The sequence below is a fragment of the Pantoea sp. Cy-639 genome, assembly GCF_011752525.1.
Classification (GTDB): Bacteria; Pseudomonadota; Gammaproteobacteria; order Pseudomonadales; family Pseudomonadaceae; genus Aquipseudomonas.
This window is the reverse complement of sequence record NZ_VWXI01000004.1, coordinates 153,972-178,688: the sequence shown is the minus strand read 5'-3', so window position 1 is coordinate 178,688 and position 24,717 is coordinate 153,972. Positions and strand designations below refer to the sequence as shown.

The following is a 24,717-nucleotide window of genomic DNA, read 5'->3' as shown; positions in this document are numbered from 1 at the left end:
CCGACCGGGCCGCCCTGCCTGCCCGCGACAGCAGCCGAAGATAACGGCGCGTCGCCCTTCCAAGGAGCCCCGCATGACCCCGCTTCGCCCCCGCCTGCCTCTCGGCCTGCTTGGCCTGGGCCTGGCCCTGCATAGTGGCCACGGCCTGGCCGACGACAGCGTGACCCTGGCCCCGGTGCGCGTCACCGAAGTCTACGGCGGTGACGGCTACCAGGCGCGCGAGGCCCAGGTAGGTGGCCTGCACAGCGCTCCGTTGCTGGACACCCCGGCCTCGGTCAGCGTGTTCAGCCGGCAACTGCTCGACGATCGCCAGGTACGCAAGCTGAGCGAGGTCTTGCAGAGCGACGCATCGGTCGGCGAAAGCTATGCGCCGATCGGTTACTACGAGAACTTCAACGTGCGCGGCTTCGAACTCAATGCCGCCAGCAGCTACCGGATCAACGGCCAGACCATCGCCGGCGAGCAGAACGTGGCGCTGGAGAACAAGCAGCAGGTGGAGCTGCTCAAGGGGTTGTCGGGGCTGCAAAGCGGCGTCTCGGAGCCCGGCGGGCTGGTCAACTACGTGACCAAGCGTGCCGAGGAGGTGCGTACGGTCACGGTCTCGACCAACGAGCAGGGCGAGCGCTACCTGGCCACCGACCTGGGCGGCTGGTTCGGCGCCGAGCGCCAGCTCGGGCTGCGCGTCAACCTGGCCCACGAGGACATCCGCTCGTACGTCGACCACGCCGACGGCAAGCGCGACTTCGCCTCGCTGGCCCTCGACTGGCAGATCAATCCGGACGCACTGCTGGAGCTGGACGCCGAGTACCAGCACCGCGAGCAGTTCTCGGTGCCCGGCTACCAACTGCTCGGCGGCACGCAACTGCCCCACGGCGTCGACCCGAAGGACCACCTGGCCTGGCAGCAGTGGGCCAAGCCGGTGCAGAACGACTCGCTGAACCTGGGCGGACGCTTCAAGTACCGTTTCAACGATGACTGGAACGGCACCTTGAGCGCATCGCGCAGCAAGGTGGTGATCGATGACTACAGTGCGTTTGCCTGGGGTAGCGACGGAGGCTGGTCAGCACATTTCAGCCCCGAAGGCGATTACGACATTTATGACTTCCGCAGCCCGGACGATACCCGCCGTATCGACGAAGCCCAGGCCATGCTGGAGGGGCGCCTTGACGCGCTGGGCGTGGGTCATGAGCTGACCGTGGGCACCAGCGCCCAACGCCGAACGCTAGACCAGCGTCCGGGCTACAACCAACTGCTGGATCCTGAGCAGCCCGGCAACATCTACACGGGTATCCCCCCGCTGGCTCCCTCCGACCAGCCGCTGGGCCACAGCGAGCGTCGTCTGGACAGCCGCCAGTACGGCCTGTTCTTCAGCGACCGCATCACCTTCGACGAACACTGGCAGACCGTGATCGGCGCCCGCGAAGTACGCCTGGACGAAAAGACCTGGGACGAGACCGGCGTGGCCAAACGTCATACCCGCCAGTACCAGCTGCTGCCCAACGCCGCGCTTATCTACAAACCACAGGCGGACACCACCCTCTACGCCAGCTACTCGAAAGGCCTGTCCGCTGGCGGTACTGCCCCCTGGTTCGCCAGCAACAGGTTCGACATCCTCGCCCCTACCCTGTCCCGTCAGATCGAGCTCGGCATCAAGCGCGACTGGCAGGGCATGAGCTTCAGCGCCGCACTGTTCCAGATCCGCCAGGCCTACCAATATGCCCGCCCTGAGGAAACTGGCGAACCGACCTACGTCCAGGCCGGCCAGCAGAAAAACACCGGCCTGGAGCTCGGTGCCAGCGGCTGGGTGACCTCGAACCTGCAGATCCAGGCCAGCGCCGCGGCGATTCGCGCCCGGGTGCAGAACAGCGACACCGACGCCTACGAAGGCCACCAGGCGATCAACGTGCCACGCCTGCGCGCGGCCCTGCAAGCCGACTACGCCCTGCCCGTCCCGGGCCTGGCACTGCTCGGCGGCGCCCGCTACAGCGCCAGCAAGTATGCGAGCCAGGCCGGCAACGTCGAAGTCGGCGGCTATACCGTGTTCGACGTCGGCAGCCGCTACCGCACCCGCATCGGCGGCTACGACACCGTGCTGCGCCTGACCGTGGACAACGTGTTCGACAAGCGCTACTGGCGCGATGTTGGCGACTACCTGGGTGACAACTACCTGTTCCCGGGCGCGCCGCGTACAGCCAGGCTGTCGGCCTCGGTCAGTTTCTGAAATCGAGCGGGCCTGCTTCGATCTTGCAGGAGCCGGCCTTGCTGGCGAACCAGGCGACACGGTGAATGGCACCGGCTGTGCCGGTGTTCGCCGGCAAGGCGGCGCCCACGCCAACAACGCGAACCACCGCCGCCAGTGATTGGATGGCGGAAAAACAAAAAGCCCCCGAACCTTTCGATTCGGGGGCTTCTCGTAGAATGTGGCGGTGAAGAAGGGATTTGAACCCTTGATACGATTTCTCGTATACACACTTTCCAGGCGTGCTCCTTCGACCACTCGGACACTTCACCGTTTTCTCTTCAAGCTGTTCAGCCTGTCGAGGCGCGCTAATTTAGTAGAAGTGTTTTCCTTTGGCAAGCATTTTTTTCAGAATTTTCATGCGCTTAAGCCGATTGCTGAAAAAACCCGGACAATCAGGGCAATGCTGCCATTGTGCCCAGCGCTTTTCCCCCCAGCCGCTGCCCTGCCCCGCAGACATGCGACATGCCGCCCGACACTGACTGACTGGTCAGCCTTGGTGCTTTACCTGACCGGCGTCGCTGGGTAACGTCGTCGCCACGTCACCCAAAGGACTCTGTCATGAGCGAGCTGATTACCTACCACGCCGAAGACGGCATCGCCACCCTCACGCTGAACAACGGCAAGGTCAATGCCATCTCGCCCGACCTCATCGGCGCCTTCAATGCCGCCCTGGATCGCGCCGTCGAAGAACGCGCCGTGGTGATCGTCACCGGCCAGCCGGGCATCCTCTCCGGCGGCTATGACCTCAAGGTGATGACGGCCGGCCCGAAGGAAGCCGTCGGCCTGGTCACCGCCGGCTCGACCCTGGCCCGCCGCCTGCTGTCGCACCCCTTCCCGGTGATCGTCGCCTGCCCGGGCAACGCCGTGGCCAAGGGCGCCTTCCTGCTGCTGTCGGGCGATTACCGCATTGGCGTCGAAGGCCCGTACAAGATCTGCCTGAACGAAGTGCAGATCGGCATGACCATGCACCACGCCGGCATCGAGCTGGCCCGCGACCGCCTGACCCCCGCCGCCTTCCAGCGCGCGGTCAACAATGCCGAGGTGTTCGACCCGCAAAGCGCACGGGAAGCCGGTTTCCTCGACAAAGTGGTGCCGGCCGAACAGCTGCATGAAACCGCCCTGGCTGCCGCCCGCGAACTCAAGAAGCTGAACCTGCTGGCCCACAAGAACACCAAACTGAAGGTGCGCAAGGGACTGCTGGAGGCCCTGGACGAGGCGATCCTGGCGGATCAGCAACATCTCGGCTGAGGTCGCGTGGGAGCGGGCTGGCCCGCTCCCACGCGACGCCAGGCCACTTGCTTTACTTTGCACCAACGTTTGCCCCAATCAGTGCACACCCGTACACTGCGCGGCGACCGTCTGGTGTGAGTCGAATCATGCTCTATCTGTTCCGCATGCTCCTGCTGGCGCTGCATTTTCTTTTCGTCGGCGTGGTTGGCCTGTTCATCGGCCTGCTGCGACCGTTCAACCCCGACAACAGCCGTCTGTTCGCCCGGCTCTACAGCGTGCCGGCCGCCTGGTTCCTGCGCATCAGGGTGAAGGCCGAGGTCGGCCCGCTGTGGGACCAGCCCCCAGGCTGTGTGATCGTGGCCAACCACCAATCCAACTACGACCTGTTCATCCTCGGCCAGGTCGTGCCACGACGCACCGTCGCCATCGGCAAGAAGAGCCTGGGCTGGATTCCGCTGTTCGGGCAGCTGTTCTGGCTGGGCGGCAACGTGCTGGTGGACCGCAAGAACGCCTATCAGGCGCGCAAGGCCATGCAGGCCACTACCCGCACCCTGCGCGACGACACCTCGATCTGGATCTTCCCGGAAGGCACGCGCAATCCGGGTGAGCAATTGCTGGCATTCAAGAAAGGGGCGTTCCACATGGCCGTCGAGGCTGGTGTGCCGATCGTGCCAGTGTGCGTCAGCCGCTACTCGAAACGCCTGGGCCTGAACAGCTGGCGCCAGCGCACGGTGATCGTCCGCTCGCTGGCGCCGATCGCCACCACTGGCCTGGGCCAGCAGGATTTGCCGGCGTTGATCGAGCAAGTGCGCACCCAGATGCAGCATTGCATCGACCATATGGACAGCGAGCTGGCGGGCAACTGAAGCAAGTTCCAGGCGCGCTGCGCGCGCCATCGCAGGCTTCGCCAGCGCCCACTGCAACCACCGCCCTGCTTGCCATCGGCGGCGCTGTGGCCCCTGGCGCCTGTACAATCTTCACCCCGCACGGCTTGCCCCGCGACGCCACACAGCCCAAGCTGTCACGGTGTTCAATCGGATAAGCGGACAACCATGGGTCGAGTCGTCGCAGCGGCGGTCTACAACGCCGGCAGGAAGGTCACCAACATCAGCATCGACGAAGGCGCCGAATGGGCCAGCAAGCCCGGGCATTTCGTCTGGATCGGCCTGGAAGAGCCCAACGCCGAGGAGCTGGCCAACCTGCAGTGTCAATTCGGCCTGCACGAACTGGCCATCGAGGACGCCCTCGAAAAGCACAGCCGGCCCAAGCTCGAGACTTTCGGCGACGCGCTGTTCATCGTCACCTATTCGCCCGTGCGCCATGAGGGTCGCCTCGAGTTCATCGAGACCCACATCTTCGCCGGCAACGGCTACATCATCACCTGCCGCAACGGCCACTCGAAGTCCTATTCGATGGTGCGCCAGCGTTGCGAAGCCCGCCCACTGCTGCTCGAGCACGGCGAGGACTTCGTGCTCTATGCCCTGCTCGACTTCGTCACCGAGAACTACCAGCCGGTCAGCGAGGCGATCCATGGCGAGATCGAGGAGCTGGAACAGAGCGTGCTCAGCAATTCGCTCAAGGAGGAGGACATCCAGCGCCTGCACAGCCTGCGCCGCGACATCCTGCGCCTGCGCCGCTACGTGGCGCCGATGGTCGAGGTCAGCGAAGAGTTGCAGCGGCTGAGCTTCCCGTTCATCGACAAGAACATGCGTCCGTATTTCCGCGATGTGCAGATTCATGTCACGCGGCAGATGGAGGACTTGGCCGGTATCCGCGACATCGCCAGCCAGACCATCGAGATCGGCATGCTGCTGGAGGCCTCGCGCCAGAGCATCACCCAGCGCAAGTTCGCCGCCTGGGCAGCGATCCTCGCGTTTCCCACGGCGATTGCCGGGGTATACGGGATGAACTTCCAGAACATGCCGGAGCTGAGCTGGCACTACGGCTACTTCACCGTGCTGAGCGTGATCGGGCTAGGCTGCGCAGGCCTGTACGCCAGTTTCAAGCGCTCCGGCTGGCTTTGATCCCATGACAGCAGCCCTGTGAGCCAAAGCCTGATTACTTGACGCCACTCTCAGCCGGCTGCTGCACGAACCGCAACATCCACTCCCCGACCAGGTCTCCCTGATGCTCGGTCGCCAGGCTGGCCACCGCTTTCTGGTAGACCTCGTCCCCAAGATAATCCTGCCGTGCATCGAGCAGCGCCCGGGAGTAGTCGTGAACGAACTCCGGATGCCCTTGGAAGCACAGCACCTGGTCGCGAATGTGATAAGCCGCGTTCGGGCAGAAGTCGCTGGAGGCGATGACCGTCGCGCCAGGCGGCACTTCGGTGACCTGGTCCTGGTGGCTGATGAGCAAGGTCAGCTCGGACACTTCCGGGTCCATCCACGGCGCATGGGCCGCCAGGCTGTAGCGGTGAACCCCTACCCCCCAGCCCTTGTCGGCGCGCTCGGCCTTGCCGCCCAGGGTCAGCGCCAGCAGTTGGTGGCCGAAGCACACCCCCAGCAACTTCTCGCCGCGCGCATAGAGCTTGAGCAAGTAGGCCTTGAGCGTCTGGATCCAGGGATCGTCACCAAACGAGTCAGCCTTGCTGCCAGTCACCAGGTAGGCATCGAAGTGAACACCCTCCGGTGGATAGTTGCCGTTCATCACGTTGTAGACGTCAAACTCGGCGGCGATCGGCTGGCGCGAAAACAGCTGCTCGAACATCCTTCCGTAGCCCTGGTACTGCGCAACCAGCTCCGGTCGCAGGACATCGGTTTCAAGGATGCAGATGCGTAACGACATGGGAATAGTCCTGAACGACATGTGGGTGGGAAATGCTGTAGAGACTGACGCGAAACACGTCTGCAAGCAAGTAGGATGTCCGGACGAACGGTAGCCCCTGTAACCCTCGGTAACCCTCCTCGCGCACTCGTCTAGCCAGAGCATGCCAGCGCGCTGGCCAATGGCCTTAAATCCTTCTGGAAGGGTCATGTCGACACGTTAGAACAAAGGGTTCTGAACCAGGGATGACGCGGCCCCTACTGTTGGTTGTATACCCATTCAAACAGAGACAGCAGTACCTCGGCGCCCCACCGCGCCACGGTGATCGACCCGATGCAAGACAAGGAAGCCAAAGGCTATTCAGGAATAACAACAAGAAGGCGGTCCGCCATGTTCAGACACTCGAAAGTACGCCAAGCCGGACTCATACTCTTCGCCACCACGCTGTTGCTGATTCTGCCGAATCTCTCGCGATTGTTCGGCTGAAAAGGGGATGGCCTTCTCCCGCCGCGCACAGGTAATCTGCCGACCCTGACGGTTGGAGTCCTGCCATGCGCCGATGCCTCGCCCTGCTCTTGCTGCTGCTTGCCTTGCCTTCACCGGCAGCCGAGCTGATCCTCGAGCTGGGCAGCACCCGGCAAGCCTGGCAGACCGAGCAGTTGCTCAGGCATCCACAGGCCCAGGACATCTCCATTGCCCGGGACGTCGCCTACAAACGCACCATGCATTACCGTGCCGTGCCACTGGCGGCGCTGCTCGAAGGCATCGGCGCGGATGATCATCTGCAGGCCGTGGCACTGGACGGCTTCGCCGCCGAAATGCCGGCAGGCCCACTGCTGCAGACAGGCCCGGCCCAGGCCTGGCTGGCCGTCGAGGATCCCGCCCAGCCCTGGCCATCCCTGGGCAAGGACAAGCCTGGCGCAGGGCCTTTCTACCTGGTCTGGACTCATCCCCAGGCCAGCGGCATCCGCCCGGAGCAGTGGCCCTTCCAGATTGCCGCCATCAAGCGCCTGGCGTCGGTACAGGCACGCTTCCCCGCCTTGCTGCCCGACCCGAGACTGGGCGCGCAAGACCCGGTGCGCCAGGGCTTCGCCTTGTTCCAGCAGAACTGCCTGGCCTGCCACCGCCTCAATGGCGCGGGCGACGCGCAATTCGGCCCGGACCTGAACCTGCCGCACAACCCTACCGAATACTTCCAGCCGGTCTACCTGCGCCAGTACATCCGCGACCCGCAAAGCCTGCGGCACTGGCCACAGGCGAAGATGCCGGGCTTCTCCCGCGAAGTGCTCGACGAGCAGGAACTGGATGCCTTGCTGGCCTACCTGAAGCACATGGCCGGGCGCAGGCCATGAGTGCGACCACGCCTAGGCGACCGGTCGCTCCTGCTTGACGCCCCACCCCTCGACTTCACCACCGTAGGGCGAGACAACCCGCTCGAAGGCTTCCTCGAAGGCACCGATACCGCGGTGGGTGGCGTACATGAGCTTGCTCAGTTCCAAGTGCCAGGCACCATCGTCGCGCTCGCTGACCTGGGCGTTGAGCGACTCGCCGCGAAACTGCCGCGCCGCGTGGCGCGCACCGGTCTCGTCGGGGAACACGGCATAGAACTCGATGGGATGGATGCGGGTGAAGTCGAAACCGCCAGCTTTCATCTGGCGAAGGACACTGCTGCTGATGTCTTCGTTCTGGCTGCTCATGAAACGTCCTCCTGCAAAGCAATGGATAGACTTTCAGTGCACTGCGCACTTGCCCGGCATGGCTGACATACCGGGCAATTCGAGCGGTTGCAAGACGCGAAACGAACCAGCGCTGGCCCGCAGATCTGGCCAGCACCTTTTCCCAGCGTAGTGCCTGGTCCGGCACTGCGCCAGAGCAGCGCCGTCAAGGCACCTCGTGGATGGCGGTGATGACCACGCCACTCTGCTCCTTGAGCCAGCGCGCCGTGGGGGAGCGGCTACGGTCCTGGAAGTCGTTGAGGTCCAGCTCATCCATGACCGGGAACAGGTGCGAACGGATCGCCCTTGCAGCGTCCTCCTCGCTCGGGCACTGCTCGGCATTGAGCCGCAGCGAGGCCGGCTCGCCTTTCTGGTCGGCAAAGATGACTTCCCACGCTTTCATCGATCGGCCCTCGCTAAGACACGCAACGGTGAATGACATCCGTAATAGCAGACCGCTGGCCGCGGGCATTGTTCAGCCTCGACGGCGGCCGGGCAAAAAAAGCCCGCCGTTAGACGGCGGGCTCTGCGACAGGGCGCCAGGTTTACTTGGGCGTGCCGTGGACGACACCGGCGGTGTTGTCCAGCAGGCTCTTGGTCGCGGTCTGGATGTACGACTCCAGGCGCTTGAGCATCGCTGGCTGGTCCGGGGCCTCGATCAGTTCGGCCTTGAACTCACGGCCCAGCTGGTAGCGGTACATCCGTGGGCTCAGGTCCTTGGACTCGATCAGGATGCGATCGCCCTGCACCAGGCCGACGATCTGCTCGCTGCCCGATGGCTTGATGATGCCGACGCCCTGGTCGCCCTCAGGCAGGTTGAGCAGGTCGCGGCCCCAGCACTGGTGGCGAGTCTGGCCACCGAGGCGGCCCATGATGGTCGGCACGATGTCGACCTGGGTACCCACGGTGTGGTTGACCGCGCCGAACTTCTCCTGGATGCCCGGGGCGATCAGCAGCAGCGGCACGTTGAAGCGGCCCAGGTCGAGCTCGGTAACCTGTTCGTGGTTGCCGAAGCCGTGGTCGCCGACGATGACGAACAGGGTGTCCTTGAAGTACGGCTCCTTGCGTGCCTTCTCGAAGAACTGGCCCAGCGCCCAGTCGGAGTAGCGCATGGCGGTGAGGTGCTCGTCCAGGCGACCCTGGCCGGTGACCTTCTCCACCGGCAGGTCCTTGGGCAGGGCGTACGGGGTGTGGTTGGAGAGAGTCTGCAGCAGGGCGTAGATCGGCTTCTTGCCGTCGTGCTTGGCCAACTCTTCGTTGCCGCGATCGAACATGTCCTGGTCGGATACGCCCCAGGTCGGATCGGAGAACACCGGATTGACGAAGTCGTTGCGGCCGATGAAGGTGGTCATGCCCTGGTTGCCGAAGAACCCGGACTGGTTGTCCCAGGCGAAGTCACCGTTGTACACGTAGACATCGTCATAGTCGCGGGCACTGAGCAGCGCTGGCAGGCCGGACAGCTTGTGGCCGCCTTCCGGGGTCTGCATCAGGTATTCGAAGCCCGGCAGGTTGGGGAAGCAGGCCATGGTGGCGAACATGCCCTGGTGGGTATGGGTGCCGTTGGAGAAGAAGCGGTCGAACAGCAGACCCTCCTTGGCCAGCTTGTCGAAGTACGGGGTGATGTTGTTCGGGCTGCCCAGGGCGCCCACCGAATGGCCGGCGAAGCTCTCCATGAGGATCACCACGACGTTCTTGACCGGCAGGGTGTTGCCCTGCGGCGGCACGAAGTCACGGCGCACCGCGGCCTCGTCGGCGTCGACCAGGGTGTCGTGGGCGGTCAGCAACTGCTCGCGCACGGTCTGGGTCGCCACTGCCTGGTCGAGGGTCGGCTTCCAGATATTGGCGCGGTCCTCGCCAAAACGGCTCTTGGCCGCGTCGATCAGGGTCAGGGTACCGTTGAGGCCCAGCTGGTTGACGAAGTTGGAGTCGGTGGTGAACGCGTCACCCCAACGCATCGGCGGGCCCTGGCGCAGGGTTCCGCGGGCGGCGACCACGGCCACCAGCAGCAGCACCATGAACACCGCCAGGCGACCATACCAGGGCGCCACGCTGCGGCCAGTGCCGGCCAGAGGTTTGCCAGAGCCGCGGGTCAGGCGGTCGATACCCTTGAACAGCAGGCTCAACAGCCAGGTGCCGAACAGCCAGGCCAGCAGGTAGCGCACCACCGGGAAGCCGTACCAGAGCATGCTCAGGACGGTCTTGGGGTCTTCCTTGATGTACTGGAATACCAAGCCGTTCAGACGCTGGTGGAATTCGCGGTAGAAGTCCATCTCCATCAGGCCGAGGAACAGCACCACGCTCGAGGAGAGGGTCAGCCAGAGCCGGAACAGGCCACGCCGGGCCATCAGCCAGGGGCTGAGCATCGCCAGCATCAGCGGGATGCTCAGGTACACCACCACCCGCAGGTCGAAGCGCAGGCCGTTGAGAAAGCCTTCGGCGACGGTGCTGGCGGGGGTATCGCCGATCATGTCGCTGTTGTAGACCAGCAGGGCCAGGCGCACCAGGCTGAGCATCAGCATGATGACAAAGGCGCTGAGCAGCGTGTAGGCCAGGTGGGATTTCAGGGTCGGCGAGAACGGTCCTCGCGCGCCCCCTTGCTTCAGGGCGTCCGTGTTAGCCATGAATGGAGAGGTCCTAGGATTGCGGGTTTGCGAAAAGGCGAAATCGCCGACAGCCGGAGGCCCGGCCATCAACCATGGCGAGGGACCAGCGCAGCATTGTGCGGCGCGAATTCTCAAAAATCGAGTGTGAAAATTTTGTCGAAACCCTACATCCAAGGACGCCGGCAGGCCTGCAGGTACGAGTTTGCCCAGGATCGACAGGGTTACTGGTGTCCTGCATCCCGAAGCGAACCCGCTCCGGGCGTACACGCAGTCCGGCTAGATTCGTACATTGCCCCGCGGCCCGGCGACCGCCCAGATGATCAGCCCCAGCACCGGCAGCAATATGATCAGCAGGATCCACAGCACCTTGATGCCGATCTCGGCGCTGCTCTTGACCACGTTGAGGATGGCCCAGATATCCAGGGCCAGGATGATCAGGCCGACCAGGCCATTGAAAGTGGAACCCATGGCGTCGCTCCCTTGAATTGCATCGATGCCGCAGAGCATAGCTGGCTATGGTCCCGATAGAGGGGAATCCTTGGCCTGGTGTGCCGGTCACTGGATAGACTGCCCTCATTCATAGCCTCGAGGTCCGCATGCTCCCAGCCCACACGCAAAGCACCACCCCTGCTTCACTGGCCAGCGCCTGGCGGCAACAGGCCCTGAGCACGCCCTGGCTCAGTGCCGGCCTGTTGCTGAGCCTGCTGGCCATCGCCGCCCTGCTGCTGGCCAGCCTGTGGAACGCGGTCAACGGCGAACATGCCGACAACCTGCGCCTGGCCACGCTCGGCGGCTTGTCCGGGTTCGCCGCCACCGCCCTGGGCGCAGTGCTGGCCGTGGTCCTGCGCGACGTCAATGCGCGGACCCAGGACGTGATGCTGGGCTTTGCCGCGGGGATGATGCTCGCCGCCAGCTCGTTCTCGCTGATTCTCCCCGGCCTCGATGCCGCCCGCGAAATCACCGGCAACGGCCCGGCCGCGGCATTCACCGTGGTGCTGGGCATGGGCCTGGGGGTGCTGCTGATGCTTGGCCTCGACCGCTTCACTCCGCACGAGCATGAAAGCACCGGCCCCTGCGGACCCGAGGCCGAGCGGATCAGCCGGGTCTGGCTGTTCGTGCTGGCGATCACCTTGCACAACCTGCCCGAAGGCATGGCCATCGGGGTGAGCTTCGCCAATGGCGACATGAGCATCGGCCTGCCGCTGACCAGCGCCATCGCCATCCAGGACATTCCCGAAGGCCTGGCCGTTGCCCTGGCCCTGCGCGCCACCGGGCTGTCGAACTTCAAGGCAGCGCTGGTGGCGATCGGTTCTGGCCTGATGGAACCGCTGGGCGCGGTGATCGGCCTGGGAATTTCAACGGGCTTCGCCCTGGCCTATCCGATCAGCATGGGGCTGGCCGCGGGAGCGATGATCTTCGTGGTGTCCCACGAGGTGATTCCCGAGACCCACCGCAATGGCCACCAGACTTCGGCGACCCTGGGGTTGATGGGCGGGTTCGCGGTGATGATGTTCCTCGATACCGCGCTGGGCTGACAGGCGCCGGGCCGACTACACAGTGCCAGGAGCCGGCGATGCCGGCTCTCGGACCTTCAGACGTGTACCGCCACCTTCAACGCCTCCAGTGCCGGCTCGACCTTGATCCCCAGCGCCGCCCCCAGTTCGACCACCCGTGCCAGGTCGTGCTGGCCCACCATCACCATCTGCAGCTCGTCATCGAGCAACTGGCTGAAGTTCAACAGCACATAGCCACCGGCTTCCTTGTTCAGCGCGCCCATCTGCACCTGGATGCGGTTCAGCGCGGTCAGCGCCTCGGTGCGTGCCAACTGCTTGGGCTTGAGGGTGAACGGCACGCTCTTGTCGAACGAATCGCTGATCTGCTGGAACAGGTCCTGGTAGCTGTCGGCCTGGAACAGCACGGTATCCGGCAGACTACCGACCACCACCCATTCACCCAGCGGGAACGGGAAGCTGTCGTCGTAGTTGATGTCTGGATTGGCGGCGAGGAAGGCGGCGGGGTCGGCATAGGCCTGGGCGGCCTCGTCGGCGATGCGCTCGATGACGTCATCGCGCATGCAGCCGGCGCCGATGAGGCTGATGAATTCGAGCAACTGGTCTTTCATTGGGGGGCCCTGCGCATTGGCGTAAAAGCTGCCAAGGATAGCCGCAAACGCCCCTGGACGGTTAGCCGAGCAGTGCCTCGAGGCGTGCCGCGGCGTCGGCGGCCCCCATGGTGCGGGCGGCCATCAGGGCAGTGGCGCCAGCGGCGTCGCGGTGCGCCGGGTCGGCGCCCTGGGCCAGCAGGTAGTCGAGGATATCCAGGCGATTGAACATCGCCGCCAGCATCAACGCCGTACGCCCGTCGGCGGCCGCGGCATCCACCGGCACGCCCTGCTCGAGCATCAGCCGGACCATGGCCTGGTCGCCCTTGAACGCCGCGCCGGCGATCGGCAGCTGGCCGTTGTCGTTGGCGATCAGCGGATCGGCACCATGCTCCAGAAGCAACTGCACGGTTTCGTGGTGGCCGTGGTAACTCGCCAGCATCAGCAGGGTATCGCCCTTGTGGTTGCGCAGGTCGACAGGCAATCCGGCGACCAGCAGGCGGCCAAGCATCTGCGCATCGCCGTTGCGGGCACGGTCGAAGACCTCTTCGGCGAACGCCGCAGCTTCTTCAGTGGTCATGGTGGCGGGTTGTTGGGCGGACATCTGGAACCTCCTAGCATTTATCTGGGCCCAAGTATTGGTCAGGCACCGTGCGCAGGTCCAAGGTTCAGATTCTATCGAGCGCAGAGATCCACGCTATCACCGTGCAAATTGCACTGTGCAAAATGCACGGTCATGCAAAATGCACTGGGCACAATCCAAAAAAAACAACTTAACACATTGATTTAAAAGGAATTTATCAAAATAAAGACACTGGCACGGCCACTGCAACAGGTTACTCATGTCTGCCCGTACACCAGCCAGGAGTTGCCATGGACCTCATCCAGGAAAAATTCGCATCGGTCTTTTCGGCCTACCAGGTCACCACCCAGTCACGCCCTGACGGCGGCATCCTGCTGACCTTGCGTGCCAGCGATGGCGTGGTGACCCGCCGGGTGCTGTCCTACGCGCAGTTGCACTGTGCCGAACAGCTGTCCTGGGCGATCAGCGCGATCCGCCGCGACCTGGCCGGACAGCCGAACGAGCTGCCGGTGATCTCCAAGCTGCAGAGCCAGCAGCGCTTCGCCCTGCCGACCTATCGCTGATCGCCTCGCGAACCGTTCCGGCTGACCGTGCCGGAACAGTCAGAGCTCGTCGATACCCAGAAACTGACGGCAGGCGCGATCGCCGGTAAAGCGCGGCGTCTTGCCCTGTTCGCTGCCGAACAGGCGCACCGCCAGGCAGAACGGATTGTCGCCCAGGTCGATCCAGCGTCGGGTGCCGGCCGGGATCACCAGGACATCGTCCTTCTCGCACACCACCGCGAAGACCACGCCATCGAACCGCAGGCTGACCTGGCCACGTCCACTGATCACCGCGAACACCTCATCGCCGTCGTGCACATGCTCGTCACTCAGGTCGGCCTGGATCGGGTCGACGCCATCGCGACTGAAAACCGTGAACGCACTGGCGCCGTGCTCGCTCATCAGGCGGTCCAACGGCACGCGGCAGGCGTCCAGTACCTCGTCCTGGACGCAGCCAGGACGCAGGCGGGCACCGGACGCCCAGCGCTGCAAGCGCACGCCGTGCTCGGCCAGGGTCGCGACGATGTCGTCGTGGTGGGTCAGCACCTTGTTCGGCAGTTCCGGGCTGGACGGGTCGAAAACACTGAGGATGCTCATCAGGGGTCGTTCCTGCTTTCTTTCAGACAAAGGGCAATGATAACGGCTGCCGCCAGTGCCGCGACGCTGGCCATACCAAAGGTGAAGTGCGGCCCCAGCAGATTCCAGCTGTAGCCCGAATACAACGCACCCAATGCACCGCCGGTGCCCGACAGCGCGGCGTACAGCGCCTGGCCCTGGCCCTGCTGGCGAGCGCCGAAGCTGGCTTGCACGAAGGCGATGCTGGCGGCGTGGAAGCAACCGAAGGTGGCGGCATGCAGCACCTGGGCCAGCACCAGCACTGCCGGCTCCTGCGCCAGGTTGCCCAACAGCAGCCAGCGCAACGCGGCCAGCAGGAAGCTGGCCAGCAGCACCCGGCGCACCGAGACCCGCGCGAAGATCCGGCTCATGACCATGAACACCAGCACTTCGGCCACCACCCCCAGCGCCCACAGCAGGCCGATGGCGCCGCGGCTATAGCCCAGGTGCTCCAGGTGCAGGGTGAGGAAGGTGTAGTACGGCCCGTGGCTGAGCTGCATCAGCGCCACGCACAGGTAGAACGCCACCACGCCCGGTGCCGCCAACTGGCGCAGGAAGCCGCCTGCCCTGCCCTGCTCGGCGTGTTCCAGCGGCTGCGCGTTAGGCACCCACAGGCTGGCGGCGACGATGGTGGCCATGATGCTCACCAGCGCCACCGGGTAGATATCCAGGCTCAGCCATTCGAACAGTCGGCCCAGGCCAACCACAGTGAGGATGAAGCCGATCGAGCCCCACAGCCGCACCTGGCTGTAGCGCGAGGTCTGGCCGTGCAGGTGGGCCAGGGTGATCACCTCGAACTGCGGCAGCACCGCATGCCAGAAGAACGCATGCAGCGCCATGACCAGGGCCAGCCAGGCATAGCTCTTGGCGAAAAAGATCAGCGAAAAGCTCGCCAGCGTCGACAAGGCGCCCAAGCGTACGATCAACAGCCGCCTGCCGCTGCGATCGCCGAGCCAGCCCCACAGGTTCGGGGCGATGCAGCGCATCAGCATGGGGATCGCCACCAACTCGCCGATACGCGCCGGAGAAAAACCCAGATGGTCGAAATACAGGGCCAGGAACGGCGCCGTACCGCCGAGCAGGGCGAAATAGCACAGGTAGAAGCTGGACAGGCGCCAGTAAGGGATAGGGGACATCAGCCGATCCACTGCCACCGGACCACTCGCTGTGGCAGCAGGCCTGTCCCGCACTGGCGCCGACACCGCCGTCAGAGCTGGCGCAGTACCGGCGTGCCGACCCGCACTTCGGCATTCTGTGCACGGTGGCGCAGCAGGTGGTCCATCAGCACGATGGCCATCATCGCCTCGGCAATCGGCGTGGCGCGGATGCCCACGCAAGGATCGTGACGCCCCTTGGTGATCACCTCGACCGGGTTGCCGTCGACATCGATCGAACGACCCGGGGTGGTGATGCTCGAGGTCGGCTTGAGCGCCAGGTGGGCGACGATCGGCTGGCCCGAGGAAATCCCGCCGAGAATGCCGCCGGCGTTGTTGCTGAGGAAGCCTTCCGGGGTCAGCTCGTCACGGTGCTCGGTACCGCGCTGGGCGACGCTGGCGAAGCCGGCGCCGATCTCCACGCCCTTGACCGCGTTGATGCTCATCAGCGCATGGGCCAGCTCGGCGTCGAGGCGATCGAAGATCGGCTCGCCCAGGCCGGGCATCACGCCTTCGGCGACCACGGTGATCTTCGCCCCGACCGAGTCCTGGTCACGGCGCAGTTGGTCCATGTAGGCCTCCAGCTCCGGCACCTTGGACGGATCAGGGCTGAAGAAGGCGTTGTCCTCAACCGAATCCCAGGTCTTGAACGGGATCTCGATCGGGCCGAGCTGGCTCATGTAGCCGCGCACGCGGATGCCCTGGGTGGCCAGGTACTTCTTGGCGATGGCGCCAGCTGCGACGCGCATGGCGGTCTCACGTGCCGAGCTGCGGCCACCGCCACGGTAGTCGCGGATACCGTATTTGTGGTGGTAGGTGTAGTCGGCGTGGGCCGGGCGGAACAGGTCCTTGATCGCCGAGTAGTCCTTGGACTTCTGGTCGGTGTTGCGGATCAGCAGGCCGATCGAGCAACCGGTGGTACGGCCTTCGAACACCCCGGAAAGGATCTCCACCTCGTCCGGTTCCTGGCGCTGGGTCGTGTGCCGGCTGGTGCCCGGCTTGCGGCGGTCGAGGTCGTGCTGCAGGTCGGCCAGGGAGATTTCCAGCCCGGGCGGGCACCCATCGACAATGGCGACCAACGCCGGACCATGGCTCTCGCCAGCGGTGGTGACAGTGAACAGCTTGCCGTAGGTATTGCCGGACATGGACGCTCCGCGAATCAGCCTGAATGTGAAGGAGGCGGCCAGTATACGGAAAGCCAGTCACTTGGGTAGATTTCACTGGCCAGGAACGATCGGGGAGCGGGGCTCGTCCCACGAACCTTTGCCTTTGCGCCCGGTCCAATGCTCACTCCACCATGTAGTCCCCTCCATGAAGTCGCGCCTCGCCGCCCTGCTCCTGCTGTTCTGCGCCAGCCTCGCCCAAGCCGCCGCTCCCACCGTGCTGCAACGCCCCATCGACCTGGACACCGGCCAGGGCGTGCTGCACGGCAGCCTGTTGCTGCCCCAGCAGGACACCCCGCCACCGGTGGTGCTGATCATCGCCGGCTCCGGCCCCACCGACCGTGACGGCAACAACCCCGCCACAGGACGCATCGACAACCTCAGGCGCCTGGCCCTGCTGCTGGCCAGCAAGCACATCGCCAGCGTGCGCTACGACAAACGCGGCGTGGCCGCCAGCCTGCCGGCCACGCCCGACGAGCGCGACCTCAGCGTCGAGCGCTATGTCGCCGACGCCGTGGCCTGGGGCCGCGCACTGCGCCAGGACCCGCGCTTCGGCCCACTGATTCTGGTCGGCCACAGCGAGGGCGCGCTGATCGCCACCCTGGCCGCCGAGCCGGCCGGCGCCAGCGCGGTGATCACCCTGGCCGGCAGTGGCCGGCCGGTGGCCGATGTGCTGCGCGAACAGCTGACCCAGCGCCTGCCACCCGCGCAATTGAACGCCGGCATGGCGCTGATCGACCGGCTGCAGGCCGGGCAGACCAGCATCGATGTACCCGCGCCGTTACGCCAGGTGTTGCGCCCCAGCGTGCAGCCCTACCTGATCTCGCTGCTGCGTCAGGACCCGGCGGCGGCCTTCGCCCGCCTCACGATGCCGGCCCTGATCATCCAGGGGCGCAACGACCTGCAGGTGGAAGTGACGGATGCCGAACGGCTCAAGGCCGCCAAGCCCGACGCCGAACTGGTGCTGATCGGCGGCATGAACCATATGCTGCGCATCAGTCCGTCAGGCATGCGCCAGCAACACGACAGCGATGGCAATCCGAACCTGCCCCTGGCACACGAACTGGGGGAACGGATCGTCGCGTTCATACGGCGGGTGACGTCGGCCTGACGTTTGTGGCTCAGGTCCTGCAAAGGGCTGCCGATAACGCGGGTATCAAGGCGGTGATCAGGGGCCGCCATACATCCCGGCGCAGGACCAGCCCGCCCCCACAGGTGCCACCCAAGACCTGAGGGGGCGGGCTGGTCCTGCGGATGGCGATGTTGCATGCGCCCCTCGATCACCCGGCCGCCGTGCACCTGAGGAATAGCCTGATGACCGATGCCCCCGCCGCCGAGGCGACCGAAGAACAAGCCCCGGAAAGCGCTCCGCAGCCCTGGGCGGACCTGGCCGCCGAGCACTTCCAGTTGCTGCGCCTGGCGCCACTGCCGACCGATCGCAACAGCGGCGCGCGTCCACTGCGCTTCGTCCAGTTCGGCTACGCCGAGCGCCACGACAAGGCCCACAGCCTGCTGCGCATGGAGATTCGCCTGCCCGGACAGAAAGTCCGCAAGGAACAGAACCAGTTGGACGTCCGGGTCGACCACGAGCAACGCCTGGTGCGCATCGGCAACGACAGCGGCCTGCAGCTCGAGCCGCTCAATCGCGGTCTCGGGCGCTTCCTGCTGGCCCAGGCGGTGCAGTGGCTGCAGCAGCACTGCTCGCACTACCGCATCGAAGGCATGAGCCTGCCGAACAAGGACGCACTGAACGAGGACACTCGCCTGCGCCGCGACCACGTACTGGCCAGCGTCGGCCTGCCCGTGGAGTATGCCGACGGCCAGTTGCTCAAGGGGCGCGTGGTGGAAACGGCAGTGGGGCAGCTCAAGGGAGGCTGGAACACCGAGAAGGTCCAGCGCGTCGATATCCTCGAAGCCGCCGGCATGCTGCAGCAGGCCGAACAGAACCTGCTGGAGAAGGAAGCCCAGTTGCGCGAACGCGACGAACGGGTGGCCAAGTACCGGCGCGAGGACAGCGGCCTGCGCTTCACCATCACCTGCCTGGTGGCGTTCGCCGTGTTCCAGGCTGGCCTGCTGATCTGGATCGCCACACGCTGATACAACGCCAAGGCCGCGTTGCGCGCCCCTCGCCGACAAGGCCGGCGAGGGGCTTCGTCTCAAACCCGTGAAGCGAACAGCTCCTGATGCTGGCGGCACTGCTCGGCCGTCAGCATGAACACCCCGTGCCCGCCGCGCTCGAACTCCAGCCAGGTGAAATCCACCTCCGGGTACAGCGACTCGACATGCACCTGGCTATTGCCCACCTCGACGATCAACAGGCCCTTTTCGGTCAGGTGATCGCCTGCCTCGGCGAGCATGCGCCGCACCAGGTCCAGGCCATCATGGCCGCAGGCCAGGCCCAGCTCGGGTTCGTGGTGGTACTCGGCCGGCATGTCGTCGAAGTCCTCGGCGTCGACATACGGAGGGTTGGACAGGATCAGGTCGAACCGCTGCCCCGGCAGCCCGGCGAAACCATCGCCCTGTACCGTGTATACGCGCTCGTCCAGGCCATGGCGCTCGATGTTCTGGTTGGCCACCTCCAGTGCCTCGAAGGACAGGTCGGACAACACGACCTCGGCATTCTGGAACACATCGGCGGCCACGATGCCGATGCAACCCGAGCCGGTGCACAGATCGAGGATGCGCGCCGGTTCGGCGGCCAGCCAGGGCTCGAAGCGTTTCTCGATCAGCTCGCCGATCGGCGAGCGGGGAACCAGCACGCGCTCATCGACAATGAACGACATCCCGCAGAACCATGCCTCGCCCAGCAGGTAGGCCGTCGGCACACGATCCTCGATACGGCGCTTGAGCAGGTGCTGCAGGCGAACCCGCTCATCATCCTCCAACTGGCAGTCCAGGTAGCTGTCGGCTACCTCCCACGGCAGGTGCACGGCGCCGAGCACCAGCAGGCGGGCCTCGTCCCAGGCATTGTCGGCGCCGTGGCCGAAGAACAGTTCATGCTCATGGAAGCGGCTGACCGCCCAGCGGATGTGGTCGCGCAGGGTGCGCAGGCGGGATGTGATCACGGGGGACTCCTTTTCAGACAGGACAAAAGTCTAACAGCCCACGCCCTGCAAATGTCCCCCCCGATAGCCGAATGGATAGCCCCAGGCCAGTAACCATGCCGCCTGCAATGTCAACCATTCACATTGGCGCCAAGGCAAGGGAGAATAGGTATACAAAAGCCCTATCCAAGGAGCCCTTGATGTCCGTTCCAACCACGATGTTCCGCCTCACTGGCCGCGACTACCCGCCGGCCAAGCTGAGCCAAGCCAGCCTGATCGTCATCGACGCGCAAAAGGAATACCTGAGCGGTCCGCTGGCGCTGTCGGGCATGGACGAGGCCGTGGCGAACATTGCCAGGTTGCTCGACGCCGCCCGCAAGGCCGGCCGTCCGATCATCCATGTCCGCCACCTCGGCACCGTTGGCGGCCGCTTCGACCCCCAGGGCCCGGCAGGCGAGTTCATCCCCGGCCTGGAGCCGCACGAAGGCGAAGTCGTCATCGAAAAGCGCATGCCCAACGCCTTCAAGAACACCAAGCTGCACGAGACGCTGCAGGCATTCGGTCCACTGGACCTGATCGTCTGCGGTTTCATGAGCCACTCCAGCGTCAGCACCACCGTGCGTCGCGCCAAGGACTATGGTTATCGCTGCACCCTGGTGGAAGACGCCTCGGCGACCCGCGACCTGGCGTTCAAGGACCAGGTGATCCCCGCCGCGCAGATCCACCAGTGCGAAATGGCCGTGATGGCCGACAACTTCGCCTGCGTGGCGCCCACCGCCAGCCTGGTCTGAGCCGCGACCGCCCGGCGGACGGGCGGAACCTGAAGGTCACGCGCAGGTCGAAACCCGGATCAGCTCCACGATCCAGAGGAACTCGAATGAAGCTCAAAGGCAGTTTCGACGCCAGACGCCTGCGCCAACGCGAACCGAGCAACTGGGGCGCGCGGCTGGCCGCCGCCCTGTCCGTCCTGCTCGCCACCCTGGGCATCCTGCTGGCCATGGCCGGCATCTCCGGCCTGCTGGGCAACTATGCGGCCCTGGCCGAACTCAACGCCAACCGCCCACTGGCCGCCGTGCTCAGCGTACTGGGGCTGGCCTTGCTGTACTTCGGCGTGCGCCTGTGGCGACGCAGCCGTATCCGCCTGCGCCGCGGACGCGAGCTGAACCTGTCGCCGCACCTGATGAAAAAACACGACTGACAGATTGGCACCTCCCCTTGCAGGAGCGCGAAACACAGGACTTCACTCAGGGCAGGACTCGCGTAAACTACGCCGCCCACGTGGAGGCAGCATGCAAGACGACGATTTTTCCCTGTTCAGCGCCGAGGTGCGCGGCGTCAAGCCGATCAAGCACGACCGCGCCGACGTCGGCAAACCCAAGGCCGACCGCCAGCAACTGGCCGACCTGCGCCAGGCCGCGACCATCCGCAGCGACCAGCCCCTGGTGATCGACGGCCTGTCCGACCAGTTCGTCATCGACGTTGCCGCCGAGGACGAGCTGCTGTGGCGCCGCGATGGTGTTCAGGAAACCCAGATCCGCAAGCTCAAGCTTGGCCAGATCGCCTTCGAGGGCAGCCTCGACCTGCACGGCATGAGCGTCGAGAAGGCCCGCCAGACGCTGTGGGACTTCATCGCCGAGGCGACCAGGCTGGAAGTGCGCTGCGTGCGGGTCACCCATGGCAAGGCCGCGCGCCTCGACGGCAAGCGCCCGATGATCAAGAGCCACGTCAACACCTGGCTGCGCCAGCACCCGCAGGTTCTCGGCTTTGCCTCCTGCCAGGCCCGCCATGGCGGTACTGGCGCGGTGTACGTGATGCTCAAGCGAACCATGCTCGAAGGACGCGACGAGTGACATCGCGCTTGCAGCGCCGTGCTTGCCGCCGTACCCTTCGTCTTTGCGAAATTTTCCACAGGTAGATCCATGTCCCTGGAACAGAACTACACCGAGATCCTCAGCCAACTGGGCGAGGACGTCTCCCGCGAGGGCCTGCTCGACACGCCCAAGCGGGCTGCAAAGGCCATGAAGTACCTTTGCCGCGGTTATGAGCAGACGCTGGAAGAAGTCACCAACAACGCGCTGTTCACCTCCGACAACAGCGAAATGGTGCTGGTCCGGGACATCGAGCTGTATTCGATGTGCGAACACCACATGCTGCCTTTCATCGGCAAGGCCCACGTGGCCTACCTGCCCAAGGGCAAGGTGCTGGGCCTGTCCAAGGTCGCGCGGATCGTCGACATGTACGCCCGCCGCCTGCAGATCCAGGAAAACCTCAGCCGCCAGATCGCCGAGGCCGTGCAACAGGTGACCGGTGCCGCCGGCGTTGCGGTGGTCATCGAGGCCAAGCACATGTGCATGATGATGCGCGGCGTCGAGAAGCAGAACTCGACCATGCTCACTTCGGTGATGCTCGGCGAGTTCCGCGACAATCCTGCGACCCGCAGCGAGTTCCTCAGCCTGATCAAGTGATCGAGGCGTGACCCGAGCCGACCCTTCGCGGTCGGCTTTTTCATTTTCAGGAGTTGTCCATGATCGTCAAAGCCTTGCGGGTCGGCCTCGGCCAGCTCATCGTGTTCGGCGACTGGATCAGCCGCCCGGCCAAGCAGAAACGCGAAGCCGCCGCCCAGGCGCTCGTCGAGCAGCAAGCCAAGGGCCTGGCGCTGTACCAGTTCCACGCCTGTCCATTCTGCGTCAAGACCCGCCGCACCCTGCACCGCCTGAACGTGCCGGTGGCGCTGCGCGATGCGAAGAACGACCCGCAGCACCGCCAGGCGCTGCTCGAGGGCGGCGGTCGGGTGAAAGTGCCATGCCTGCGTATCGAAGAAGAAGGCAAGGTGACCTGGATGTATGAGTCCAAGGACATCATTGCCTATCTGGACAAGCGTTTCGCGGCGGTCTGACCCTGCACACACGCTTTGCAGGAGCGGCCTTGTGTCGCGAAAGGGCCGCTCCTGCTAAAACCTTCCCGGCTCAATCCACCATCGGCACATGCCGTGGATGACTGGCCACGCGCGCCAGCCAGGCTTGCACTGCCGGATAGGCAGAAAGATCAAACCCGCCTTGGTGCGCCACATGGGTATAGGCATACAGCGCCACGTCGGCGATCGAGTAATGCTCCCCGACCAGGTACGGCGTCATCTCCAACTGCTTGTTCATCACCTTGAGCGCCTTGTAGCCACCCTTGTGCAGCTTGCGGTACTCCTCCAGCCGCTCGTCCGGCAGCCCCAGGTAGAACTGGATGAAGCGCGCCACGGCAATGTACGGCTCATGGCTGTACTGCTCGAAGAACTGCCACTGCAACACCTGGGTGCGCAGGCGCGGCTCGCTGGGCAGGAACTCGCTGCCATCGGCCAGGTAGTTGAGGATCGCGTTGGACTCCCACAGGCAGGTACCGTCCTCGAGCTTGAGCACCGGCACCTTGCCGTTGGGGTTCATCGCCAGGAACTCCGGCGTTTCGGTCTCGCCCTTGAGAATATCCACCGGATGCCATTCATACGGACGCTCGAGCAGGCTGAGCATCAGCTTGACCTTGTAGCAGTTGCCCGACTGGTAGTCCCCATAGACCTTGTACATTGCCCCTCCCCTGTCACGCAGTTGCATGGTAATGGCCAATAGTTGGCGACTGTACGGCTAAATGCAATGCCTGCTGTACCGCAAGGACCAAGCCGTTGCGCGGTAGCCTGCAAAAAATAGTTACACCAGAACAAGGAACGCTCCATGACCGATGTCACCTCCGCGCGCCTGCGCCCCCTGGCAGACAGCTCCCCGTCAGCGGTGGTCGCCGGCTTTATCGCCATGCTCACCGGCTATACCAGCACTCTGGTGCTGATGTTCCAGGCCGGCCAGGCCGCCGGTCTGACCCAGGGTCAGATCTCCTCGTGGATCTGGGCGCTGTCGATCGGCATGGCGGTGTGCAGCATCGGCCTGTCGCTGCGCTACCGCACGCCGATCACCGTGGCTTGGTCGACGCCGGGCGCGGCGCTGCTGATCACCAGCCTGGGCGGGGTGAGCTACGGCGAGGCCATCGGCGGCTACATCATCTGTGCCTTGCTGGTGCTGATCTGCGGCGTGACAGGCAGCTTCGAGCGTCTGGTGCGACGCATCCCGGCATCGCTGGCCTCGGCGTTGCTGGCCGGTATCCTGTTCCGCATCTGCAGCGAGATCTTCGTCGCCGTGCAGCACCAGACCCTGCTGGTGCTGGCGATGTTCATCAGCTATCTGCTGACCAAGCGCCTGGCTCCGCGCTATTGCGTGCTGGCCGCGCTGCTGGTGGGTACCGCGCTGTCCGGCATGCTGGGGCTGCTGGACTTCAGCGGTTTCCAGCTGGAAGTGGCGACCCCGGTGTGGACCACGCCAAGCTTCTCGCTGGCGGCGACCATCAGCATCGGCATCCCGCTGTTCGTCGTGGCCATGACCTCGCAGAACATGCCCGGCGTCGCCGTGCTGCGCGCCGACGGCTACCAGGTGCCGGCCTCGCCGCTGATCTCGGCGACCGGCCTGGCCTCGCTGCTGCTGGCACCGTTCGGTGCCCATGGCATCAACCTGGCCGCCATCAGCGCAGCCATCTGTACCGGACCGCATGCCCATGAAGACCCGAACAAACGCTATACCGCAGCGGTGTGGTGCGGGATCTTCTATGGCATCGCCGGGATCTTCGGTGCCACCTTGGCGGCGCTGTTCGGCGCACTGCCCAAGGAGCTGGTGCTGTCGATCGCTGCGCTGGCGCTGTTCGGCTCGATCATGAACGGTCTGAGCGTGGCCATGGGCGAGGCCCGCGAGCGCGAGGCCGCCTTGATCACCTTCATGGTGACGGCCTCGGGGCTTACCTTGTTCTCGATCGGTTCGGCGTTCTGGGGGATTGTCGCCGGGGTGCTGACCCTGATGATCCTGAGCCCGCGCAAAAGCTGAAGCCCAGCACGCGGCCCTGTAGGAGCGGCCTTGCGCCGCGAAAGGGCCGCTCCTA

27 protein-coding genes and 1 tRNA gene are annotated in these 24,717 nt (G+C 64.8%); 15 read left to right on the top strand and 13 right to left on the bottom strand.

Annotated elements, in window-relative coordinates; all coding sequences use genetic code 11:
- The first annotated feature begins 73 nt into the window (after positions 1-73).
- The gene (locus F3J43_RS07075) at positions 74-2,221 is read left to right on the top strand and encodes a TonB-dependent siderophore receptor (protein ID WP_166884123.1); all 2,148 of its coding nucleotides are present in this window, start codon (positions 74-76) and stop codon (positions 2,219-2,221) included.
- A 200-nt stretch (positions 2,222-2,421) separates the two neighbouring features.
- Here F3J43_RS07075 and F3J43_RS07070 read toward each other — a convergent pair.
- A tRNA-Ser gene (locus F3J43_RS07070) sits at positions 2,422-2,511 on the bottom strand.
- 289 nt (positions 2,512-2,800) lie between these two features.
- On the opposite strand from F3J43_RS07070, the gene F3J43_RS07065 reads away from it, so the two are divergent.
- The 3 genes from F3J43_RS07065 to F3J43_RS07055 all read left to right on the top strand — a co-directional run bounded on the left by F3J43_RS07065 (position 2,801) and on the right by F3J43_RS07055 (position 5,496).
- On the top strand, positions 2,801-3,490 hold the full coding sequence (locus F3J43_RS07065; RefSeq protein WP_166884120.1) for a crotonase/enoyl-CoA hydratase family protein: 690 nt from the start codon (positions 2,801-2,803) through the stop codon (positions 3,488-3,490).
- A gap of 128 nt (positions 3,491-3,618) precedes the next feature.
- Positions 3,619-4,338: a lysophospholipid acyltransferase family protein gene (locus F3J43_RS07060; RefSeq protein WP_166884118.1), complete on the top strand. Its 720-nt coding sequence runs from the start codon at positions 3,619-3,621 to the stop codon at positions 4,336-4,338.
- 186 nt (positions 4,339-4,524) lie between these two features.
- Complete coding sequence (locus tag F3J43_RS07055) at positions 4,525-5,496, top strand: magnesium and cobalt transport protein CorA (protein ID WP_166884115.1); 972 nt, start codon at positions 4,525-4,527, stop codon at positions 5,494-5,496.
- Positions 5,497-5,530: 34 nt separating this feature from the next.
- Here F3J43_RS07055 and F3J43_RS07050 read toward each other — a convergent pair whose 3' ends face one another.
- Positions 5,531-6,259 carry an amidotransferase gene (locus tag F3J43_RS07050; RefSeq protein WP_166884112.1) on the bottom strand — a complete coding sequence of 243 codons (729 nt, stop codon included), beginning with the start codon at positions 6,257-6,259 and terminating at the stop codon, positions 5,531-5,533.
- Between the two features lie 530 nt (positions 6,260-6,789).
- Between F3J43_RS07050 and F3J43_RS07045 the strand changes: the two genes are divergently transcribed.
- Complete coding sequence (locus F3J43_RS07045) at positions 6,790-7,590, top strand: cytochrome c (RefSeq protein WP_166884109.1); 801 nt, start codon at positions 6,790-6,792, stop codon at positions 7,588-7,590.
- Positions 7,591-7,602: 12 nt separating this feature from the next.
- Here the strand turns inward: F3J43_RS07045 and F3J43_RS07040 are convergent, their stop codons facing one another.
- From F3J43_RS07040 to F3J43_RS07025, 4 genes are all read right to left on the bottom strand, one after another.
- Positions 7,603-7,935 (bottom strand): ribonuclease E inhibitor RraB, encoded by a 333-nt coding sequence (locus F3J43_RS07040; protein WP_166884106.1) that lies wholly within the window; start codon positions 7,933-7,935, stop codon positions 7,603-7,605.
- A 184-nt stretch (positions 7,936-8,119) separates the two neighbouring features.
- Positions 8,120-8,356: a hypothetical protein gene (locus F3J43_RS07035; RefSeq protein ID WP_166884104.1), complete on the bottom strand. Its 237-nt coding sequence runs from the start codon at positions 8,354-8,356 to the stop codon at positions 8,120-8,122.
- Between the two features lie 142 nt (positions 8,357-8,498).
- Positions 8,499-10,574, bottom strand: a complete 2,076-nt coding sequence (locus F3J43_RS07030; RefSeq protein ID WP_166884101.1) for an LTA synthase family protein — start codon at positions 10,572-10,574, stop codon at positions 8,499-8,501.
- Between the two features lie 258 nt (positions 10,575-10,832).
- On the bottom strand, positions 10,833-11,024 hold the full coding sequence (locus F3J43_RS07025; protein WP_166884099.1) for a PLDc N-terminal domain-containing protein: 192 nt from the start codon (positions 11,022-11,024) through the stop codon (positions 10,833-10,835).
- 128 nt (positions 11,025-11,152) lie between these two features.
- On the opposite strand from F3J43_RS07025, the gene F3J43_RS07020 reads away from it, so the two are divergent.
- Positions 11,153-12,091 carry a ZIP family metal transporter gene (locus tag F3J43_RS07020; protein ID WP_166884097.1) on the top strand — a complete coding sequence of 313 codons (939 nt, stop codon included), beginning with the start codon at positions 11,153-11,155 and terminating at the stop codon, positions 12,089-12,091.
- 56 nt (positions 12,092-12,147) lie between these two features.
- Here F3J43_RS07020 and F3J43_RS07015 read toward each other — a convergent pair whose 3' ends face one another.
- Entirely contained in the window at positions 12,148-12,678 is a 531-nt protein-coding gene (locus tag F3J43_RS07015) for a hypothetical protein (protein ID WP_166884095.1), read from the bottom strand.
- A 61-nt stretch (positions 12,679-12,739) separates the two neighbouring features.
- Positions 12,740-13,261 carry an ankyrin repeat domain-containing protein gene (locus F3J43_RS07010; protein ID WP_166884093.1) on the bottom strand — a complete coding sequence of 174 codons (522 nt, stop codon included), beginning with the start codon at positions 13,259-13,261 and terminating at the stop codon, positions 12,740-12,742.
- 269 nt (positions 13,262-13,530) lie between these two features.
- Here F3J43_RS07010 and F3J43_RS07005 point away from each other — a divergent pair, with 269 nt between their 5' ends.
- The gene (locus tag F3J43_RS07005; protein WP_166884091.1) at positions 13,531-13,803 is read left to right on the top strand and encodes a DUF3509 domain-containing protein; all 273 of its coding nucleotides are present in this window, start codon (positions 13,531-13,533) and stop codon (positions 13,801-13,803) included.
- A 39-nt stretch (positions 13,804-13,842) separates the two neighbouring features.
- Here F3J43_RS07005 and F3J43_RS07000 read toward each other — a convergent pair whose 3' ends face one another.
- The 3 genes from F3J43_RS07000 to aroC form a co-directional block, all read right to left on the bottom strand.
- The gene (locus tag F3J43_RS07000) at positions 13,843-14,379 is read right to left on the bottom strand and encodes an oxidase (RefSeq protein WP_166884089.1); all 537 of its coding nucleotides are present in this window, start codon (positions 14,377-14,379) and stop codon (positions 13,843-13,845) included.
- Positions 14,379-15,533 carry an MFS transporter gene (locus F3J43_RS06995; RefSeq protein ID WP_166884087.1) on the bottom strand — a complete coding sequence of 385 codons (1,155 nt, stop codon included), beginning with the start codon at positions 15,531-15,533 and terminating at the stop codon, positions 14,379-14,381. The genes F3J43_RS07000 and F3J43_RS06995 overlap by 1 nt, the downstream gene beginning before the upstream one ends.
- Positions 15,534-15,604: 71 nt before the next feature.
- A complete protein-coding gene (aroC, locus tag F3J43_RS06990; RefSeq protein ID WP_166884085.1) occupies positions 15,605-16,696 on the bottom strand; it encodes a chorismate synthase in 1,092 nt (363 codons plus the stop codon).
- Between the two features lie 166 nt (positions 16,697-16,862).
- Between aroC and F3J43_RS06985 the strand changes: the two genes are divergently transcribed.
- A complete protein-coding gene (locus tag F3J43_RS06985; RefSeq protein ID WP_166884083.1) occupies positions 16,863-17,825 on the top strand; it encodes an alpha/beta hydrolase in 963 nt (320 codons plus the stop codon).
- Positions 17,826-18,028: 203 nt separating this feature from the next.
- Positions 18,029-18,811, top strand: coding sequence for a hypothetical protein (locus tag F3J43_RS06980; RefSeq protein WP_166884082.1), 783 nt, complete (start codon positions 18,029-18,031; stop codon positions 18,809-18,811).
- A 59-nt stretch (positions 18,812-18,870) separates the two neighbouring features.
- Here the strand turns inward: F3J43_RS06980 and prmB are convergent, their stop codons facing one another.
- Complete coding sequence (prmB, locus tag F3J43_RS06975) at positions 18,871-19,779, bottom strand: 50S ribosomal protein L3 N(5)-glutamine methyltransferase (RefSeq protein WP_166884081.1); 909 nt, start codon at positions 19,777-19,779, stop codon at positions 18,871-18,873.
- A 179-nt stretch (positions 19,780-19,958) separates the two neighbouring features.
- Between prmB and F3J43_RS06970 the strand changes: the two genes are divergently transcribed.
- The 5 genes from F3J43_RS06970 (at position 19,959) to F3J43_RS06950 (ending at position 22,654) form a co-directional block, all read left to right on the top strand.
- Positions 19,959-20,549: a cysteine hydrolase family protein gene (locus F3J43_RS06970; RefSeq protein WP_166884080.1), complete on the top strand. Its 591-nt coding sequence runs from the start codon at positions 19,959-19,961 to the stop codon at positions 20,547-20,549.
- A gap of 86 nt (positions 20,550-20,635) precedes the next feature.
- Positions 20,636-20,956, top strand: coding sequence for a hypothetical protein (locus F3J43_RS06965; RefSeq protein WP_166884079.1), 321 nt, complete (start codon positions 20,636-20,638; stop codon positions 20,954-20,956).
- 91 nt (positions 20,957-21,047) lie between these two features.
- Positions 21,048-21,608: a Smr/MutS family protein gene (locus F3J43_RS06960; protein ID WP_166884078.1), complete on the top strand. Its 561-nt coding sequence runs from the start codon at positions 21,048-21,050 to the stop codon at positions 21,606-21,608.
- Between the two features lie 69 nt (positions 21,609-21,677).
- The gene (gene folE, locus F3J43_RS06955) at positions 21,678-22,223 is read left to right on the top strand and encodes a GTP cyclohydrolase I FolE (protein ID WP_166884077.1); all 546 of its coding nucleotides are present in this window, start codon (positions 21,678-21,680) and stop codon (positions 22,221-22,223) included.
- A 59-nt stretch (positions 22,224-22,282) separates the two neighbouring features.
- A complete protein-coding gene (locus F3J43_RS06950) occupies positions 22,283-22,654 on the top strand; it encodes a glutaredoxin family protein (RefSeq protein ID WP_166884076.1) in 372 nt (123 codons plus the stop codon).
- 70 nt (positions 22,655-22,724) lie between these two features.
- On the opposite strand, the gene F3J43_RS06945 is transcribed toward F3J43_RS06950, so the two are convergent.
- Positions 22,725-23,327, bottom strand: coding sequence for a glutathione S-transferase family protein (locus F3J43_RS06945; protein WP_166884075.1), 603 nt, complete (start codon positions 23,325-23,327; stop codon positions 22,725-22,727).
- Between the two features lie 144 nt (positions 23,328-23,471).
- Here F3J43_RS06945 and F3J43_RS06940 point away from each other — a divergent pair, with 144 nt between their 5' ends.
- The gene (locus F3J43_RS06940) at positions 23,472-24,662 is read left to right on the top strand and encodes a benzoate/H(+) symporter BenE family transporter (RefSeq protein ID WP_166884074.1); all 1,191 of its coding nucleotides are present in this window, start codon (positions 23,472-23,474) and stop codon (positions 24,660-24,662) included.
- The last annotated feature ends 55 nt before the right edge of the window (positions 24,663-24,717 follow it).

Excerpts from the sequence above, each read along its gene's own strand:
- F3J43_RS07065 (WP_166884120.1), top strand. The coding sequence starts at position 2,801 with ATGAGCGAGCTGATTACCTACCACGCCGAAGACGGCATCGCCACCCTC.
- F3J43_RS07030 (WP_166884101.1), bottom strand. The coding sequence starts at position 10,574 with ATGGCTAACACGGACGCCCTGAAGCAAGGGGGCGCGCGAGGACCGTTC.
- F3J43_RS07060 (WP_166884118.1), top strand. The coding sequence starts at position 3,619 with ATGCTCTATCTGTTCCGCATGCTCCTGCTGGCGCTGCATTTTCTTTTC.
- F3J43_RS07035 (WP_166884104.1), bottom strand. The coding sequence starts at position 8,356 with ATGAAAGCGTGGGAAGTCATCTTTGCCGACCAGAAAGGCGAGCCGGCC.
- F3J43_RS06970 (WP_166884080.1), top strand. The coding sequence starts at position 19,959 with ATGTCCGTTCCAACCACGATGTTCCGCCTCACTGGCCGCGACTACCCG.
- aroC (WP_166884085.1), bottom strand. The coding sequence starts at position 16,696 with ATGTCCGGCAATACCTACGGCAAGCTGTTCACTGTCACCACCGCTGGC.
- F3J43_RS07075 (WP_166884123.1), top strand. The coding sequence starts at position 74 with ATGACCCCGCTTCGCCCCCGCCTGCCTCTCGGCCTGCTTGGCCTGGGC.
- F3J43_RS06980 (WP_166884082.1), top strand. The coding sequence starts at position 18,029 with ATGACCGATGCCCCCGCCGCCGAGGCGACCGAAGAACAAGCCCCGGAA.
- F3J43_RS07020 (WP_166884097.1), top strand. The coding sequence starts at position 11,153 with ATGCTCCCAGCCCACACGCAAAGCACCACCCCTGCTTCACTGGCCAGC.
- F3J43_RS06985 (WP_166884083.1), top strand. The coding sequence starts at position 16,863 with ATGAAGTCGCGCCTCGCCGCCCTGCTCCTGCTGTTCTGCGCCAGCCTC.
- F3J43_RS06945 (WP_166884075.1), bottom strand. The coding sequence starts at position 23,327 with ATGTACAAGGTCTATGGGGACTACCAGTCGGGCAACTGCTACAAGGTC.
- F3J43_RS06940 (WP_166884074.1), top strand. The coding sequence starts at position 23,472 with ATGACCGATGTCACCTCCGCGCGCCTGCGCCCCCTGGCAGACAGCTCC.
- F3J43_RS07005 (WP_166884091.1), top strand. The coding sequence starts at position 13,531 with ATGGACCTCATCCAGGAAAAATTCGCATCGGTCTTTTCGGCCTACCAG.
- F3J43_RS06960 (WP_166884078.1), top strand. The coding sequence starts at position 21,048 with ATGCAAGACGACGATTTTTCCCTGTTCAGCGCCGAGGTGCGCGGCGTC.
- F3J43_RS07000 (WP_166884089.1), bottom strand. The coding sequence starts at position 14,379 with ATGAGCATCCTCAGTGTTTTCGACCCGTCCAGCCCGGAACTGCCGAAC.
- F3J43_RS06965 (WP_166884079.1), top strand. The coding sequence starts at position 20,636 with ATGAAGCTCAAAGGCAGTTTCGACGCCAGACGCCTGCGCCAACGCGAA.
- F3J43_RS07040 (WP_166884106.1), bottom strand. The coding sequence starts at position 7,935 with ATGAGCAGCCAGAACGAAGACATCAGCAGCAGTGTCCTTCGCCAGATG.
- folE (WP_166884077.1), top strand. The coding sequence starts at position 21,678 with ATGTCCCTGGAACAGAACTACACCGAGATCCTCAGCCAACTGGGCGAG.
- F3J43_RS07015 (WP_166884095.1), bottom strand. The coding sequence starts at position 12,678 with ATGAAAGACCAGTTGCTCGAATTCATCAGCCTCATCGGCGCCGGCTGC.
- F3J43_RS07055 (WP_166884115.1), top strand. The coding sequence starts at position 4,525 with ATGGGTCGAGTCGTCGCAGCGGCGGTCTACAACGCCGGCAGGAAGGTC.
- F3J43_RS06995 (WP_166884087.1), bottom strand. The coding sequence starts at position 15,533 with ATGTCCCCTATCCCTTACTGGCGCCTGTCCAGCTTCTACCTGTGCTAT.
- F3J43_RS06950 (WP_166884076.1), top strand. The coding sequence starts at position 22,283 with ATGATCGTCAAAGCCTTGCGGGTCGGCCTCGGCCAGCTCATCGTGTTC.
- F3J43_RS07010 (WP_166884093.1), bottom strand. The coding sequence starts at position 13,261 with ATGTCCGCCCAACAACCCGCCACCATGACCACTGAAGAAGCTGCGGCG.
- F3J43_RS07045 (WP_166884109.1), top strand. The coding sequence starts at position 6,790 with ATGCGCCGATGCCTCGCCCTGCTCTTGCTGCTGCTTGCCTTGCCTTCA.
- F3J43_RS07050 (WP_166884112.1), bottom strand. The coding sequence starts at position 6,259 with ATGTCGTTACGCATCTGCATCCTTGAAACCGATGTCCTGCGACCGGAG.
- F3J43_RS07025 (WP_166884099.1), bottom strand. The coding sequence starts at position 11,024 with ATGGGTTCCACTTTCAATGGCCTGGTCGGCCTGATCATCCTGGCCCTG.